Source organism: Herpetosiphonaceae bacterium (assembly GCA_036374795.1).
GTDB lineage: Bacteria > Chloroflexota > Chloroflexia > Chloroflexales > Kallotenuaceae > LB3-1.
Genome location: DASUTC010000083.1, coordinates 1 through 15,481 on the forward strand (window position 1 = coordinate 1; position 15,481 = coordinate 15,481).

Consider the following 15,481-nt stretch of genomic DNA (forward strand, 5'->3'; position numbering starts at 1 on the left):
GGGCGAGAGCTACGTCTTCTTCCTGGAGCCGAAGGCGGACGAGCCGGGCACGCATCTGATGATCGCGCCGGAAGGGCGGTATCGGATCGCGAACGGCACGCTGGAAGCGCTGACGCATGACGGCCTGGCAGCGGAGCTGCATGGCAAGGCGCTGGCCGACTTCGAGCGCGCCGTCGGTGCCGCGAAGTAGCGTACAGGCTGCGGTCGAACTAAGATAGCTGGGATACGTGCTTCTTCTTCAATCCATCCTGAGACAATGCAAGGCCTCCTGGTCATTTAGGGCTGGGAGGTCTTGGCGTACGTATCGCGGGGCGTAGCGAAGGCCGGGGGAGAAAGCACAAAGCACAAGCACAAAGCGAAACTGTGAACCTTGAACGTTGAGATCGAAACCATAAACCAAGAACCATACATTTTGAACGTGAAACTTTAACCTCGAAATTCAACAAGAGAAAGATGAGCTTATGACCCCATTCGCGCCCACGACGGAAGAGCATGTCGAGATCGCTCCTCGCGCTCGCTGGAGCACGCCGCGCCTGCTGTGGGCAGGGCTGGTTGTCGGTATCTGTCTGATCGCGGGTATCGCAGCAACCTGGCCGCTGGCGCTCTACCTGCCGCAGGCCATGCCTATGGGCACCGAGCGCGAGGCGACCGTGCCGCTGTTCAACCTTTGGACGCTCTGGTGGAATGCGGATCGGCTGCTGCATGGCTTTGCGCGGTACTGGGACGCGCCGATCTTTTACCCGAATCCGGGCACGTTTACCTTCTCGGAGCCGCAGCCGCTAACGGGATTGCTCGCCGCGCCGCTGTGGTACCTGGGAGCGCCCCTGGCGCTGATCTACAATCTGGCGCTGCTGACGCTGCTGACGTTGAACGGCGTCTTCGCCTACCGGCTGGCTCGCGCCCTGGAGATACCCGCTCCTGCCGCGCTGCTGGCGGGTGCGCTCACCGTCACGCTACCGTTCGTCGCCAAGATCGCCGGGGTGCTCCAGCTCACCGCGCTCTTCGGCATGCTCTGGACAATCGAGGGACTGGTCCGCTTCGGACGGGCCGGAACGACGCGCTGGGCGATCTGGGCGGCGCTTGGCTTTGTCGCGACCTATCTGACATGTCAGCAGTACGCGCTGATGTTCACGCCCTTTGCCGCCGCCGGGGGCTTAGTGGCGCTGGCGCAGCAGCGCTTCCAGCAAGGCGCACTGCTGCGGCTGATCCCGGCTGGCGTGGGAGCGGCGCTGCTGGTGCTGCTGATCGCGTTTCCGGCGCTGAATCTTCAGCGCGAGCTTGGCCTATCGCGCCCGGAAACCGTGGTGCAGGCGCTCTCGGCGCGTCCCGCCGATTTTCTGACCCGTCCCGACAACGCTTTGGTGCCCATTCCGCCGATCAGCATGGAAGACACCGCCGGCCTGTTCCCCGGCCTGATCCTGACGGTGCTGGCGGCGGCGGGCATTGTGCGCGGCGTGCGCGATGCCCAGCAGCGGCGCTGGACAATCTTTCTGGCGGCGAGCACCGCCGCCGCGCTGCTGCTCGCGCTTGGCCTCAACCTCTCGCTGGCCGGATGGCAGCCCTTTGCCACGCTTCGCGCGCTCGTGCCGGGCTTCAGCAGCCTGCGCTCGCCGTTTCGGTTCGCAGCGATCATGCAGCTCTTCCTGCCGATTCTCGCAGCGCTGGCGCTGACGAATCTGCGATCGGTCGGCGCGCGCGGCGGTCTGGCGCTGCTGCTTGGCGCAGGCTTGCTCGGAGCGGTTGAGAATCTTTCGAGCCAGGGTGGGCTGGTGCCCATGCCGCCGAACGCTCAGAACGGCTGGACAGCCTGGCTGCGCGATCAGCCCGACACGACGGTTGTGGCGCATATTCCCTTTCCAGCGGGTCTGCATGTTGCCGCCTACGAGAGCGAAACGTGGCGCATGCTCGGCCAGATGGAGCATCACAAGCCGATCGTCAATGGCTACTCCGGGTATTTTCCGCAGATCAAAGGTCCCAACGGCGAGATCGTTCCGGTATATACGCAGTTTCAGTCGATGATGGCGGAGCGCTTTCCCGACTATGTAGGGCTGTGTACGTTGAACAAGGGCCTGGGCGTGAATACGCTGGTGGTCGATCGGCAGTGGCTAGCCCAACACAGCGCGCAGATGGCCGAGCACAGCGCGTTTCTCCAGCCCGCCTACGACGACGATCAGGTTCAGATCTATCGTCTGGCGGCGCCTGAGGGAGAGTGCCAGGCGCGGCAGCAGCCGTAGCCGGGGCGAAAGAGCAAGGGAACAAAGAACCGGGTGCCCGACCCAAAACGTACCCCGGACCGTAGCCAGCGTCAGGCGCGTACGCGCTCGAAGACCTGCTGCCGGTACCAGGCGACCTCGGCTGCCAGACCCTCGCGGGCCGAGGTCGTCGGATGGTACGAGAGCACGCTGCGCGCTTTGTCGATATTGGCGTGCGTCTTGAGCTGATCGCCCGTGCGACGCGGCTTGCGCACCAGCCGCGCCGGCTTCCCGATCAGCTCCTCGATGATCTGGATGCCCTCGCCCGTGGTGATCGCGGTGTCGCTGCCGATGTTGAAGATCTCGCCCACGCAGCGATCGAGGTGGTGCAGCGCCAGCACCAGGCCGTCCACGATGTCGCCGACGTAGGTGTAGCTGCGCAGATGATGCTCGCTGCCCTCGAACAGCGGAAACTCGCGATCTTCGAGGATGCTGCGGATCAGCCCGTGATATAGCTTTTCGGGGCGCTCCCGTGGGCCGTACACCGAAAACAGGCGCAGCGAGCAGTTCGGCATGCCGTAGTCACGCGCGTAGGCCATCACCAGCTGCTCTGCCGCCAGCTTGGTAACACCATAGAAGGATGTCGGCTTCGGCTCGGTCGTCTCGTCGCCCGTGGCGTCCAGGCCATAGACCGAGGAGGTCGAGATGTTGAGGAAGCCCTCGAATGCGGGCGACTCTCTGGCGGCCTCAAGCAGGCGATAGGTGGCGGTAAGATTATTCCGCACATAGGTTTGAAAAGTCGTGGTCGCGGAGAGGCCCGGCTGCGCCGCGAGATGATAGACGATCTGCACGTCGCGCAGTGCCGCGCTCAGATCATCGGCGGCCAGATCGAGCGGCATGAACGTTACGCCGCTGCGCTGGATGTCGCGGACGTTCAATTCCTTCAGCTCACGGGCGTAGTAATCGGTAAAGCAATCGACGCCGCGCACCGTATGGCCCAGCGCTACCAGCCGCTCCGCGAGATGCGAGCCGATAAAGCCCGCCGCGCCTGTCACCAGGATGTTCATCTATGCAATCCTTTTGTCTCAATAGCGTTCTTTATTGTACGGCATCTCCAGGCTGCCGTGCCATCCCGCACGTCTCGCCGATCGTCGCGCCGCGCTGCTACGCGATGTTGCGCGCAGCAGGTCATTGTACCAGCGGCGATACGTTTCGTACACGCTTTTGAGGCACCGGGTGTGGGTGAGAGACAAGGGCAACGCTGTTGATCACACTGCCGTGTGGGTCGGCACGCAACCACCCCACGGCGCGAGGGCTTGTGAACGTGCTGCTCGATAATCGGTGCTGATGGAGGTGGATCAATGAAACTCACGCTGTGTGATGTACAGGGCCAGCGCTTCATGGAGGGTGTACCCGGACAGCCCCTCATCGAGCGGGCAGAGGATGTCGGGAGCGTGCTTGAGACATGCTTTGCCCACGCCGTCGATCGGCTCCTGCTCTACCCCGAAAATCTGACGGCTCGCTTCTTCGACCTGAGTTCCGGCGAGGCTGGCATGCTGCTGCAAAAGCTGCGGACCTACCATATTCGTCTTGCGATCGTGTCCTCACCCACCCTGCGCATGAGCCGCCGCTTTGCGGATCTGCTGGCGGATGAGCAGCGCGGGCCGGACGTTCGCCTGTTCGACGAGCGCGCGGCGGCGCAGGAGTGGCTCTGTTCGGGACGAGAATGATTCCTCTACCTGTCGTCGTCATCTCTTTTCTTCAGCGCCGATCTTCCTCTGCTATCGTGTGCTATGGAGGAGGATGGTGCCCACAGATTCACGCGGCGCGGGAGAACTGCGCGGCCATTCCCAGGTGACAATCCTTTTCCTCGTTCCTTGAAAGGAGGTTGATCTATGGCACCGATCACCCAGCCATTGCGCGAGGAGCATCAAGCACTCTTTCCACATATCGAGGAACTTCGTCAGGTCGCGGACATGATCGGCGAGGTGCCGCTGGACAAACTCCGCCAGCATGTCGATGACGTGTATACTTTTCTGTCGCAGCATCTCATCCCGCACGCCGAGGCCGAAGATCAGGCGCTCTACCCAGTCGTGAGTGCGGCGATGGGAGCGGCGCAAGCCACCGCCACCATGAGTCGCGATCATATTGAGGTGGGACGGCTCACGGAGGAGCTAGCCAGCATCCGGTCGGCGCTGGCGGCAGACGAGATCGGCGATGCGCAGGCGAAGGCATTGCGGCGCGTCCTGTACGGCCTCTACGCCCTGGTGAACGTCCATTTCGCCAAGGAGGAAGAGATCTATTTGCCGCTCCTCGACTCGCGACTGACCGCCGAAGAAGCCCGGCGGATGTTTGCGGACATGGAAGCCGCGGCGGCAACCATGAAGCAGCGGGCGGTAGCCGGATAAACGCCGCCGGGATCGGCGGAACTGCGAGGCAGCCGATCGGCAGACTCGTAAGGCTCACGCGCCGCACCAGCCGGTAAGCTCGGCGTGAGTAACATCAGCGTCGGCAGGACAGCACATGCGCAGCCGACAAGCCGCTGATCGCTTTCAGCGCCATCTGTGCCCCCTTGCTACCCCTCTCCAAATCTGCAAGGCTGCCGCACAAGCGGTGCAGCAGCCTGCGCCGTATGTCATCACGCGACGCTACCATAAACATCGACCTGAGCTTGCAGTATAATATGGTTGGACAATCGGCCAGACCCAGAACACGCGGTCACGCATCGCACGCGACGTAACAGGCGCATACCGAGCAGGTACACAGCATGGCAACCTTCTATCCGTGGATTACCGATGAGCAATCGGCGCTCATCAACAATGCTCCGCTCTTCTTTGTGGCGACGGCTGATCCGCAGCTCGCGCACGGGCCGCATCATGTTGGCCCGGTTAACCTTTCGCCGAAAGGCGGCGTTCCGCTCCATATCCTTACGCCCAATCGTGTCGCGTTTCTGGATTACGCTGGAAGCGGCAACGAAACCGCTCGGCATTCGCTCGCAGGCGGGCCGATTACCGTTATGGTTTGCTCGTTTGAAGATGATCAGGCGGCGATTGTTCGCCTCTACGGCAGAGCCTCTGTGACACCACTGGCCGAGTCGCCGATTGCGGAGCTGCTGTTGCAGTATACGGCGCGCGAACTGAACGCGCCGCCGCGACAGGTGATCGACATCGAGGTCGAGCAGACAATGACAAGCTGCGGCTATGGCGTTCCGGCCATGAGCTTCGTGCGCGACCGCCGGGTTGTCGATCGAGGCCGCCGCTATAAAGGAGCAGCGTACCGCGCCAGGCGGGAAAAGCTATAAGAAGAGGCCCATGACTCGATCCTTTTTGATCACTGGCGGCGCCGGATTTATCGGCTCGTATCTTGCCGAGGCGCTCCTGGCGCGCGGCGACAGCGTCAGCATTATCGACGATCTCTCGACCGGCGCGATTGCCAATATTCGGCATCTGAAAAGCAACTCGCGCTTCAGCTACACGCTCGATACGATCATGAACGAGGCGGTGCTGGCCGAGCTGATCGACGAGTGCGACACGGTGGTGCATCTTGCCGCCGCCGTCGGCGTGCAGTTGATCGTGCAGAGCCCGGTGCGGACGATCGAAACCAATGTCGCGGGCACCGAGGTGGTGCTGAAGTGGGCGGCCAAGAAGGGCAAGCAGGTCTTAGTCGCCAGCACCTCCGAGGTCTACGGCAAAAGCACACAGCTGCCGTTCCGCGAGGACGCCGATCTCTTGCTCGGATCGTCGCAGATGAGCCGCTGGAGCTACGCCTGCTCCAAGCTGCTGGATGAATTTCTGGCGCTGGCGTACTACAAAGAGCGCGATCTGCCCGTGACGATCGTGCGCATCTTCAACACGGTTGGTCCTCGCCAGAGCGGACGCTACGGCATGGTGATCCCGCGCTTCGTGCGCGCGGCGTTGCGTCACGAGCCGCTGCAAGTCTATGGCGATGGGCAGCAGCGGCGCTGCTTTACCCACGTCGGCGATACGGTCAGCGCGCTGATCGGCCTGCTCGACAATCCCGCCGCGATCGGCGAGATCGTCAACATCGGCAGCCATAACGAGATCACGATCGAGAGCCTGGCGCGCCGCGTGATCGAGCTTGCCGAGAGCGACTCGACGCTGATGTTCGTGCCCTACGACCAGGCGTATGCGTCCGGCTTCGAGGATATGCGGCGGCGCGTTCCCAGCATCGAGAAGTTGCAGCAGTTGACCGGATGCGCGCCCACGTTCGATCTCGATGGCATCCTGCGCTCGGTGATCGCCTTCGAGCGCACCCAGCTGGTGCTTTAGGCGCTTTGTTCCAAGTTCCGAGCTTCGCGGTCAGGCCCTCACCCCCGGCCCTGCGGCCACCCCCTTCCCCGCCCTCGCGGGTCCCGTTCCCGCTCGGTGTGCGCAGGCGAGGGGGAAGGTCGAGCTTTTGTGCTTGGCTCTTAGTTCTTGGTGCTCCGTTTGTTCTCTTATTCTTTTGTTCTCTTGTTCCCTTACAGGCCCTCACCTCGCCGGGCACCCGCCCCGGCTTGGCAGCGCTTTGTTTCCTTGTTCTCTTGTTCCTTTGTTCTTCGTTCTCCGTCTGTCAAGCCGGACTTTGATCACGGATCGCATTGGCTCATACGAGCCGTGTCACCTGATACTATCGTCACGGATGTTTTTTACCGCGCGCGGTGGTAGCATGGGCACAACCTACATTTTTAAGATATTTTTTAGATTTAACCATCTTTTATTCAGGCCCCGTTGAGACTTCCCGATTACACTCTACGTATAGCGCTCTTCCACCCCCTTGATCGAGCTTGGAATGGAGGTGAGCAGCGCTAAAACACGATCCGAGACAGCAGGCAAAACGCGCACCGTCAGGCAGTAGACCTCGTCCGGTATGGCAGCACACAGCGTTTCATTCCGAGCCTACGCGGGCGTATGCTGATCATCGCCAGGCGCTGGCAGACCAGCTTATCGGAAGTGGAGAGGTGCAGCATGGCCGCGACCAATCCGGATCGAAGCAACAGGAGGTGGGTATCTGCAAGCAGAGATGATCGTCTCATCCAGCCCTGCGTTTCAACATCATCGTTCGTTAAACCTTAGCACATTGGGGGATTTCGTATGGTCCGAAGACATCTTCGTCGCTACGTCATGCTGATCGGCATGTTCGCCCTGGCGCTAGCCGCTGTTCCGCTTAAATCGACGACCCAGCCCGCCGCCGCGTACACCTGGACTCGCACACTCAGCCAGGGCATGACCGGCTCCGACGTGCGAGAGCTTCAGATCCGCGTCGCTGGCTGGGCCGCTGATAGCGCCTCCCAGACCTACGTCGCGATCGACGGCAATTTCGGCCCCGGCACCAAGGCGGCGGTGATCCGCTTCCAGCGCGCGTACGGCCTAGCCGCTGACGGCATCGTCGGCCCGCAGACGCAGAGCGTGCTGAACAGCCTGGAGAGCGGAGACGGCTCGACCGCGCACTTCGAGTGGAGCGAGTTCTACTCCAAGGACGGCAGCGGCTTTTCAGGCGGCAAGGTCGGCTCGACCACGGTCAAAGAAAACGTCCGCCGCCTGATGTACAAGCTGGAAGCGCTGCGCAAGAAAGCGGGCGGCTCGCCGATCACGATCAACTCCGGCTTCCGCAGCATCTCGCACAACTCGGCGGTCGGCGGCGCGTCGAACAGCCAGCACATGTACGGCATCGCAGCCGATCTGGTCGTGAGCGGCCACTCGGTTTCGTGGGTGCGTGAAACCGCCAAGACCTGCGGCTTCAGCGGCATCATCACCTACAGCAGCTTCAACCACCTCGATAGCCGCATCGAATATCCCTACGGCGCGCAGTTCTGGCACTGGGCGTACAGCGAGTAGTCCCATGCTCCGCGCATGATACCCGCCACCCGCGCGGCGATCACCGAGCCGCGCGGAGCCATTCTGCACCTAACTGCATACAAGCGATGTGCGGCATGATCGGTGTGATCATGCCGCACATCAGCCCTCTAGGAGAACCAGGGAGTACCCACATGATGTCCGGTTGTCAGCCTGCGAGCGGCGCTACGACGAGCCGCAGCCGCCGTCGGCTCCTTGCCCTGCTCTGCTGCATCATCACGCTGTGGAGCACCACAACCACGACGCTGGCGCATCCCCTCGACGAGCTAGCCCACAAAGTGCAGCTCAGCCTCAGCCCTGAGAGCGTAACCGTCCAGGCGCGGATCTCCGTTGGCCCATTGGTGGCAGGGCGCATCTGGGGCGAGGCAGATACGAATGGCGATAACACGGTTTCTGCCGACGAGGCGGGGCAGTGGGGCCAGCGCTATCTCACAGAGCTGGCGCTCGACATCGACGGCACGCCGCTGGCGCTGGCTCTAGATGAAGCTGGCGCGACCTTTCCACCAACGCGCAATAGTTTATTCTTGGGCTCCAAAGGCGAGATCGTGGTCAACGCGATTGCCGCGTCGCCCGGCCTGAGCACCGGCGCTCACAGCCTACATGTAGCCGGACGAGCCTACGCCAAGATCAGCACCTACACCTTTACCGCGCTGGCCGCTCCGGGCGTGGTCGTGCGCGCGGCAACCGATGTGGGCAAGCACGAGGCCACGTTTCCGCTTGAGCTAGCCGCCGCTACGGCAGCCTCTCAAACGTCGTCGGAGGCAGCGGCGGCACCTGCCGATCTGGCCGAGCGCATCGGCGACAGCGCGCTGGTTTCGCGCCTGCGAGAAGGACGCTTCAGCCCAGGATTTCTGACGATGACCCTGCTGGCGGCGCTGCTCTTCGGCGCGCTGCATGCGCTCCAGCCCGGCCACGGCAAAACGCTGGTCGCGGCCTATCTGGTAGGATCGCGCGGCACCGTTCGTCATGCGATCACCCTCGGCACCATCGTCACCTTCACCCACACCGCCAGCGTTCTGGCGCTGGGCACGCTGCTGCTCGCCTTCAGCCAGACGATCAAGCCTGAGCGAATCTTGCCCGGTCTGACGGCCCTGTCGGGCCTGCTGGTCGTCGGGCTGGGCGTGACGCTGCTCCGCACGCGCCTGCGCGAGGCCTGGACCGGCAAGAGCAGCCATCATCACGATCACGATCATCATCATCACGATCACGATCATCATCACGATCACGATCATCATCACGATCATCATCACGATCACGATCATCACCATCACCATCATCACGGCGGGCATGGGCATTCGCACGAGCTGCCGGAGCGGATCACGCCGCGCAGCCTGATCGCGCTGGGCGTATCCGGCGGGATCGTGCCGTGTACCGAGGCGCTGGTGATCTTGATCGTCGCGGTGGCGGTCGGGCAAATGCTGCTTGGCCTGCTGATGATTATCGCGTTCAGCATTGGCCTGGCCGGTGTCTTGATCGGGATTGGCGTGGCGCTCGTGACGGTAGGCGGGCGCCTACGCAGCGCGCTGCCGACGACGCCCAAAGTTGCGTACTGGCTGCCGGTGCTCAGCGCCGCGCTGGTGATCGGGCTGGGCGCGGCATTGGCCTGGCAAGGCATTGTCGAGCTGTAGCCCGCGCTATGATCATTCCTCAATCATAACCATGGATCGCACAGGCGCTCAAACAGGCCGCGAGCGGATCGAGATCTGCCCAGCCTGCCAGGGCGCTTGCGTCGATCGCGGAATTACCTTATGACATATCGTATTGCTCGATGGTTGCCCCATCTGCTCCTGGCGCTGCTGCGGGCCTCCTGTAGCGCCGGGCCTGGCCCAACACCGGCAGCGGGCGGCGGCGGGCCGCCCCTGAACAAGGTAACGCCGCCCAGCGGCACGCCGGTGCCCCCCAGCGCGCTGACCTGCCCGGACGCGCCGGAGCCGCTCGCGGGGCCGATCGTCTTTATCGCCGAGAACAACCTGATCGCGCTGCCCGAAGACGGCAGCCGCCAGCAGCAGGTGACGACCACGCCGCTGGATGTATACACCCACGAGCCTTTCTGGTCGCCCGATGGACAAACGCTGACCTTTATCTGGACGCTCTTCGGCGCGCACCCAGAGAACGCGCAGGAGACGGTGGCTCAGGTGCAGCTTGTGTGCGGCATCGACCGCAGCAGCGGCAAAGGGCGCGTGCTGGCGCGCAGGGAGAACACCCGCGAGTTTTTCGACGCGGCATCGTGGACACCCGACGGGCAAAAGCTGATCGTATCGGTGGTGCCGCTGGCAGAGGATAACAACATCGCGTCGCTGGCGCAGTTCGATCCGGCAACCAGCGCGATGCAGCCGTTGATCGAGAAGGCCCGCGCGGGCGTGCTCTCGCCGGATCAGCGCCAGCTCGCCTATCTGGAGCTGACGCAGCAGACCGAGGGCGTTTCGATGACGCTGATGCTGGCGCAGGCCGACGGCACCCAGCAGCGGCCAGCGGTAGTCACGGAGCCGCGCTTCACCTACATGTCCGCGCCGAGCTGGTCCGCCGATGGCCGACAGATCCTCTTCACCGGCGCGGGCGGTCCTGTGGGCGATCAGCCGAAGCGCACGGCGGAGCGCTCCTGGTTCGAGTATCTGCTGGGCATCTCGGTGGCCTACGCCCACAGTGTGGATGCCGACGTGTGGGTGATGGATGCCGATGGGCAACACCTGCGGCGGCTCACCAGCGGCCTGGACGATCCCCGCTCCGCCTGGAGTCCCGACGGACGCCGCATTGTGTACAGCGGCGACAAAAAGGGTGGTATTTTTATCCTCGACATCGAGAGCGGCAAGTCGCAGCGTATCAGCGAGCAAGGCATGTCAAGCGGCGTTGCCTGGGCCAGCCGGTGATCGATCGACAAAGCTTTGTTGGCTTTAAGCACAAGATAGCAGGAGGCACAGCCATGATCGACGTGGAGGCGATTATCCGAGCTTGGAAAAATGAACATTATCGGCAAGAACTGAGCGACGCCGATCGGGCGCTGATTCCGTCGAATCCTGCGGGCAGATCCGAGATCGCGGACGAGGAGCTGTCGAGCGTGTCGGACTCGCCGCCGTCGTACTATCCATCGTGCAATCCCTGCACCTACAACTGCGATTAGACGTTTCTGAACCGTCGCGCTCAGACCGCTTAATCGGATCAACCCGGAGCCGCCGTAGACGTTGCGTTCTGCGGCGGCTCCCACGCTTAAGCGCTACGGACGGGCAACCCGCGCCACGTAGACCTGCCAGCCGATCCGCAGGCTATTGGCGAGCGCCGTTTTTTGGCCGCCGGGATTGACCACGGTGACGGTGTACGCGCCGGGCCGCAGCGTGGGCGGCAAGGTCGCCTGCAACGTCTGCTCATCCAGCCAGCGTACTGCGCTCAGCGCGGTATTGTTGACGTACACCGTGGGCGTGGCGATAAAGTTCTCGCCCTCGATGGTGATCGATGTCCCGGCGTCGGCGCGGGCGGGCGCGACCGCCGTGATGACCGGCGTTAGCCATGAGCCGAGCGAAAGGTCGTCGAGCAGCAGCCGAGCGTGCGGCGCGTCGGCGGACTGGTGCAGTACAAACGTCAGATCGACCGTCTGGCCTGCCCAGGGTTGCAGATCGGCCCAGGCTTGCCTCCAGCTTGTCGCGGCATCGGCGCTGAAGATCGTCGCTGTAGTATCTCCGCTGGTGAGCTGCACCTCAAAGCGCGAGCCATTCGCCGGTGCCGCGCCCGTGAGGCTGTACATCCAAGACAGCGTCGGGCGATGCATCGCGGCGGGGATCGTCACCGTCTGGCGGAGCGTCGCGCTGCCCGGCGTAGCCGCCAGCGCCGTCGTCTGATACTGGACGCGCGCATCGGTCGTGGTCGAGTCGGTCCAGCTCAAGTGTAGCCGCCCATCCCGCCCGACGGCGATCTCCGAACCAAACACCCTGGTCTGCCCGATCGCGGTAGGTCCGGCCCATTCCATATTCGGCTCTTTACGGTAGTACTGCGCCACATACTCGCTATTGACGTATCCCTGCGTGAGGAGATGCACTGTACCCGCGTGGTCTGCCGCGATTGCCGTATCAGTCATAACGGCGGGCAGGCGATGCGACGCAGACCACATGCCATCGGCGGAACGATACAGGTAGATGGTCGCATCCCAGGTGTAGAGCAGATGCAGCTCACCGGCAGGCCCCCCCGCCACTTCCAGGCGCGACACATTGCCCAGCACCAATGCTTCACGCGGCGTCCACGCGCCGGTCGCACGGCGGGACTGGTAGATCAGCGCAGGGCCATCGACATCTGTCTCGACCCATAGCACATGCAGCGTGCCGTCCAGGCCGATCGTCATCGTCGAATCGAAATATCCCCAGGAGCTGCCGATGTAGAGCATGGAAGGCTGCTGCCAGCCGCCTGAGGGAAGCCGTTCCACGTAGTAAAGCTTACCATCGCCCGGACAGCTCCAGCCGGAGCAATCATTGAGCAGGTGGACACCACCCTGTGCATCAGCTTCAAGCGCTACGGCATAGCCCGAACTAATAACTGCCGGAGTCGTCCACGCACCCGCTGCTGAGCGCTCGGCGTAGTAGATCTTGCCATACTGATACCAGGCCAAATGCGCGCGCCCAAGGCCGTCGATCGCGATCTGCGGCGCGTAGCCTACGCCGAGGCGTGTCGGCGTGGTCCATGCGCCGCCGTGTGGACGGGTAGCATGGTAGACCGATGTGTTGCGCTCATCCGGCTCGTAGGCTATCCAGACCATATGCACGCTGCCCGCGCTATCGACCGCAAGCTGGGAGCTGGCGCTCTTCTCCCAGGCTGGCTCCGCACCGCCGACGCACGGCAGCGGACAGGACTGGCCCAGCGCGGCGGCTTGAGCGCCCGTGTGCGGCGCTGCCGCCGTTGTCTCGACAGGCAGCGAGCCGCCCGCCGTCCAGCTGCTCAACTGATTGGCCTGCGCCTCGAAGCCGCCGTTCTGGAGCGCGGAGTCGAGCGGCGGCAGCGCCAGATCGAAGGCCCGGTCGCCTGTCACCCGCAGCGTCGAGCCGGGCACCGAGCCATAGCCCGCCTGACTCGCTCCAAGCGTATGATTGCCCTCTGCTGTGAGCCGCGCCGTGTACCACCCGTTGGGCTGCGTCCGAACGGTATTCGCAGGCGTCGGCGCGACCGCGATCGATGCGTCCGGCAGCGCTACACCGCGATTATCCGTCACCTGACCGGAGAGCGCCCAGGTGTAGAAGGTCGTCGATGTATCGGCGTTGGCCGACCACGCCTCCACATTTCCGGCGTTGTCGCGGCCACGGCTGCGGAAATAGACCGTTGTGCCGGGCACGCCCGTGTAGATATGCTGGATGACCGGAACGTTGATCATCCAGTCGACCCAGGTGCCATTTGCCCCGACGCGATATTGCACATCGTAGAAGGCCATCTGTGACCCTCCACGGTCAACGCCGCCCCAGATGATCGGTAGATTCGTGGGCCGCGAGTACTGCGGCAGCGTCTCGACGGTCGTCTCAGGCGGCGTTTCATCGATCCGCCGCATATCGGGAAAGCCATTGTTACCGCTGAATCCTGGCATATGCCTGCTCTCGCCGCTAGCCACGGGCACCTCGCCGATCACGATGCCACCGAGCACCAGCCGACCCTGGTAGATCATATACTGTAATCCGGTGAATAAGAGCCTCTGGCCGTCAGGACTCCAGCTACCCATCGCCAGATCGTACATATCGCGGGGCGAGTACGACACGACGCGCAGCCCGGAGCCGTCGGCGTTGATCACCGCCAGATCGTTCCAGCCGTCGCCGTTGGCATCGTAGTCAAAGGCGATGCGTGTGCCATCCGGCGACCAGACCGGATGTTGCAGGTAGCTCAGCGGCCCCGTGACCGGGCGCGGATTGCTGCCGTCGGCCTGCATCACCCACAGCGTGGCCGTGCTCTCGCCTACCTGCACCCAGGCGATGCGCTGTCCATCCGGCGACCACGATGGCATCAAGTCGGCGGCGGCGGCGCTGGTGAGCCGAATCTGGCGGGAGCCGTCGGCGTTCATCGCATAGATATTGAGATTGCCGTCGCGCTCGGAGGCGAACGCCAGACGTAGATTATCCGGCGACCAGACGGGCTGTGTGTCGAGAACGGCGTTGGCTGTCAGTCGCCGTAGCTCGGTGCCGTCCACGTTCACCCGATATATTTCCGAATTTCCATCCCGGTCAGAAACAAACGCAACCACCGTCGCCTCGCGATTGAGCCGAGGATAATAATCGTCGGCGGGATGATTCGTCAGGCGGCTGGTGAAGCTGGTGTTAGGCCGGGTCACATAGATCTCGGAATCATCAGCCGGATAGGACATATACGCAATGCTACTCCAGACATCAAGGCTCTGCGTCGATCTGGAGGAAGCGGACTCTAGAGCATCCGGTGCTGAGCCTTGCATGGACGGCGGCTGCTTGAGCCATAGGTACGCCTGCTTGAGCGACGGTGGTTCGACCGAGCCGCAGCGGCAAGCGGCAGCAAACTGATGATTAGCACGAGCAGCAGAAGTCGAAATCGTGCAGCGTGGCGCAGACGATCGTTCATCGATGGGGGGACCTTTCTATAGAAAATTGTTAGCTGAATGGCACATCGATCACAGGATGATTAGGTCTTTCGTATGGGGAACAGATGGGGCAGAATACATGCACAACCAACAAGAGCAAAGAGAGCATCGCCAGCATCAAAGCCAGAAATGCCGAGCCGAGCTATATCGAAGTACTGTCTTGGAATCATGGTGATTGCGCCGGCAGCATTGTACCATAAGCGCTTCGTCGCTGCCGTACACAATGTTTGCAGTTCCTATTGACACGAGTGATAAACTAATTTTTAACCAATACTCCCCCGCGTCGCACCCCCCGACTAAAGATCACCCCCCAACGCGCTCTGATCCGTAGGCCCTGTTTGCCCATGCTACACGAACCCACGATGGTCGTCGCGCAGATCATGCATCTCGCGCGCTCGTGATGACACGTATGCACCGGGCACAGCCTACGGACGATCAGGCATATCCATCAACGGGAGGTATTCGTATGAGTCGGGCAAACACCGTGGCAGCAGTGGATCTTATGGCTCGCGCCGCCTACATCCCAGCCTCACAGCCTATCCAAGCGGGCTTGATCGCGGCACTTTGCAACCGTCTTGGCCGGGCGCTCGCCTCAGATGATCCGGTCGGCGCAGGCTACGCGCGGGGAGCGCTGGCGCGCGTGTCGCTCCAGCATCAGCAGCGCTCGCTACGGGCCAGATGTGCCTATCAGCGCACAGCGGGCGAGGATGCGTAGCGCGGCTTCGGCGCCAGGGGAATCAGACAGCAGCCGAGCCGGGATGATCCGGCTCGGCTGCTGTACGTATACGAGGCGTGGCCTGTTGTGCTCCTGGTTCCACGTTTCGAGTTTCAGGCCCCCCAGCCCTTGCGCCGGGGTACCCTTTGGG

The 15,481-nt window shown here is 62.8% G+C and carries 13 protein-coding genes; 11 read left to right on the top strand and 2 right to left on the bottom strand.

The features are described from left to right. On the top strand, positions 1-190 hold a 190-nt coding region (locus tag VFZ66_05785; GenBank protein HEX6288680.1), incomplete at its 5' end, for a hypothetical protein. A gap of 271 nt (positions 191-461) precedes the next feature. Then, positions 462-2,234: a hypothetical protein gene (locus VFZ66_05790; GenBank protein HEX6288681.1), complete on the top strand. Its 1,773-nt coding sequence runs from the start codon at positions 462-464 to the stop codon at positions 2,232-2,234. Positions 2,235-2,305: 71 nt separating this feature from the next. On the opposite strand, the gene VFZ66_05795 is transcribed toward VFZ66_05790, so the two are convergent. Beyond that, positions 2,306-3,259: an NAD-dependent epimerase/dehydratase family protein gene (locus VFZ66_05795; GenBank protein ID HEX6288682.1), complete on the bottom strand. Its 954-nt coding sequence runs from the start codon at positions 3,257-3,259 to the stop codon at positions 2,306-2,308. A gap of 294 nt (positions 3,260-3,553) precedes the next feature. Here VFZ66_05795 and VFZ66_05800 point away from each other — a divergent pair, with 294 nt between their 5' ends. The 8 genes from VFZ66_05800 to VFZ66_05835 all read left to right on the top strand — a co-directional run bounded on the left by VFZ66_05800 (position 3,554) and on the right by VFZ66_05835 (position 11,165). After that, positions 3,554-3,922 (top strand): DUF4180 domain-containing protein, encoded by a 369-nt coding sequence (locus VFZ66_05800; GenBank protein ID HEX6288683.1) that lies wholly within the window; start codon positions 3,554-3,556, stop codon positions 3,920-3,922. 165 nt (positions 3,923-4,087) lie between these two features. Continuing rightward, positions 4,088-4,600, top strand: coding sequence for a hemerythrin domain-containing protein (locus tag VFZ66_05805; protein ID HEX6288684.1), 513 nt, complete (start codon positions 4,088-4,090; stop codon positions 4,598-4,600). A 359-nt stretch (positions 4,601-4,959) separates the two neighbouring features. After that, on the top strand, positions 4,960-5,493 hold the full coding sequence (locus VFZ66_05810; GenBank protein ID HEX6288685.1) for a pyridoxamine 5'-phosphate oxidase family protein: 534 nt from the start codon (positions 4,960-4,962) through the stop codon (positions 5,491-5,493). A 10-nt stretch (positions 5,494-5,503) separates the two neighbouring features. Further along, positions 5,504-6,481: a GDP-mannose 4,6-dehydratase gene (locus VFZ66_05815; protein ID HEX6288686.1), complete on the top strand. Its 978-nt coding sequence runs from the start codon at positions 5,504-5,506 to the stop codon at positions 6,479-6,481. A gap of 804 nt (positions 6,482-7,285) precedes the next feature. Next, the gene (locus tag VFZ66_05820) at positions 7,286-8,029 is read left to right on the top strand and encodes a D-Ala-D-Ala carboxypeptidase family metallohydrolase (GenBank protein HEX6288687.1); all 744 of its coding nucleotides are present in this window, start codon (positions 7,286-7,288) and stop codon (positions 8,027-8,029) included. 152 nt (positions 8,030-8,181) lie between these two features. Next, positions 8,182-9,675, top strand: a complete 1,494-nt coding sequence (locus tag VFZ66_05825; protein HEX6288688.1) for a sulfite exporter TauE/SafE family protein — start codon at positions 8,182-8,184, stop codon at positions 9,673-9,675. A 120-nt stretch (positions 9,676-9,795) separates the two neighbouring features. After that, positions 9,796-10,914 carry a hypothetical protein gene (locus VFZ66_05830; protein ID HEX6288689.1) on the top strand — a complete coding sequence of 373 codons (1,119 nt, stop codon included), beginning with the start codon at positions 9,796-9,798 and terminating at the stop codon, positions 10,912-10,914. A 53-nt stretch (positions 10,915-10,967) separates the two neighbouring features. Further along, entirely contained in the window at positions 10,968-11,165 is a 198-nt protein-coding gene (locus VFZ66_05835; GenBank protein ID HEX6288690.1) for a mersacidin/lichenicidin family type 2 lantibiotic, read from the top strand. Positions 11,166-11,258: 93 nt separating this feature from the next. Here VFZ66_05835 and VFZ66_05840 read toward each other — a convergent pair whose 3' ends face one another. Then, positions 11,259-14,369, bottom strand: coding sequence for an IPT/TIG domain-containing protein (locus tag VFZ66_05840; protein ID HEX6288691.1), 3,111 nt, complete (start codon positions 14,367-14,369; stop codon positions 11,259-11,261). Positions 14,370-15,081: 712 nt separating this feature from the next. Here VFZ66_05840 and VFZ66_05845 point away from each other — a divergent pair. Continuing rightward, positions 15,082-15,330, top strand: coding sequence for a hypothetical protein (locus VFZ66_05845; protein HEX6288692.1), 249 nt, complete (start codon positions 15,082-15,084; stop codon positions 15,328-15,330). The last annotated feature ends 151 nt before the right edge of the window (positions 15,331-15,481 follow it).

What these genes read in the sequence shown, in the direction of transcription:
- VFZ66_05790 (HEX6288681.1), top strand. Translation starts at nt 462, where the DNA reads ATGACCCCATTCGCGCCCACGACGGAAGAGCATGTCGAGATCGCTCCT.
- VFZ66_05795 (HEX6288682.1), bottom strand. Translation starts at nt 3,259, where the DNA reads ATGAACATCCTGGTGACAGGCGCGGCGGGCTTTATCGGCTCGCATCTC.
- VFZ66_05800 (HEX6288683.1), top strand. Translation starts at nt 3,554, where the DNA reads ATGAAACTCACGCTGTGTGATGTACAGGGCCAGCGCTTCATGGAGGGT.
- VFZ66_05805 (HEX6288684.1), top strand. Translation starts at nt 4,088, where the DNA reads ATGGCACCGATCACCCAGCCATTGCGCGAGGAGCATCAAGCACTCTTT.
- VFZ66_05810 (HEX6288685.1), top strand. Translation starts at nt 4,960, where the DNA reads ATGGCAACCTTCTATCCGTGGATTACCGATGAGCAATCGGCGCTCATC.
- VFZ66_05815 (HEX6288686.1), top strand. Translation starts at nt 5,504, where the DNA reads ATGACTCGATCCTTTTTGATCACTGGCGGCGCCGGATTTATCGGCTCG.
- VFZ66_05820 (HEX6288687.1), top strand. Translation starts at nt 7,286, where the DNA reads ATGGTCCGAAGACATCTTCGTCGCTACGTCATGCTGATCGGCATGTTC.
- VFZ66_05825 (HEX6288688.1), top strand. Translation starts at nt 8,182, where the DNA reads ATGATGTCCGGTTGTCAGCCTGCGAGCGGCGCTACGACGAGCCGCAGC.
- VFZ66_05830 (HEX6288689.1), top strand. Translation starts at nt 9,796, where the DNA reads ATGACATATCGTATTGCTCGATGGTTGCCCCATCTGCTCCTGGCGCTG.
- VFZ66_05835 (HEX6288690.1), top strand. Translation starts at nt 10,968, where the DNA reads ATGATCGACGTGGAGGCGATTATCCGAGCTTGGAAAAATGAACATTAT.
- VFZ66_05840 (HEX6288691.1), bottom strand. Translation starts at nt 14,369, where the DNA reads ATGTCCTATCCGGCTGATGATTCCGAGATCTATGTGACCCGGCCTAAC.
- VFZ66_05845 (HEX6288692.1), top strand. Translation starts at nt 15,082, where the DNA reads ATGAGTCGGGCAAACACCGTGGCAGCAGTGGATCTTATGGCTCGCGCC.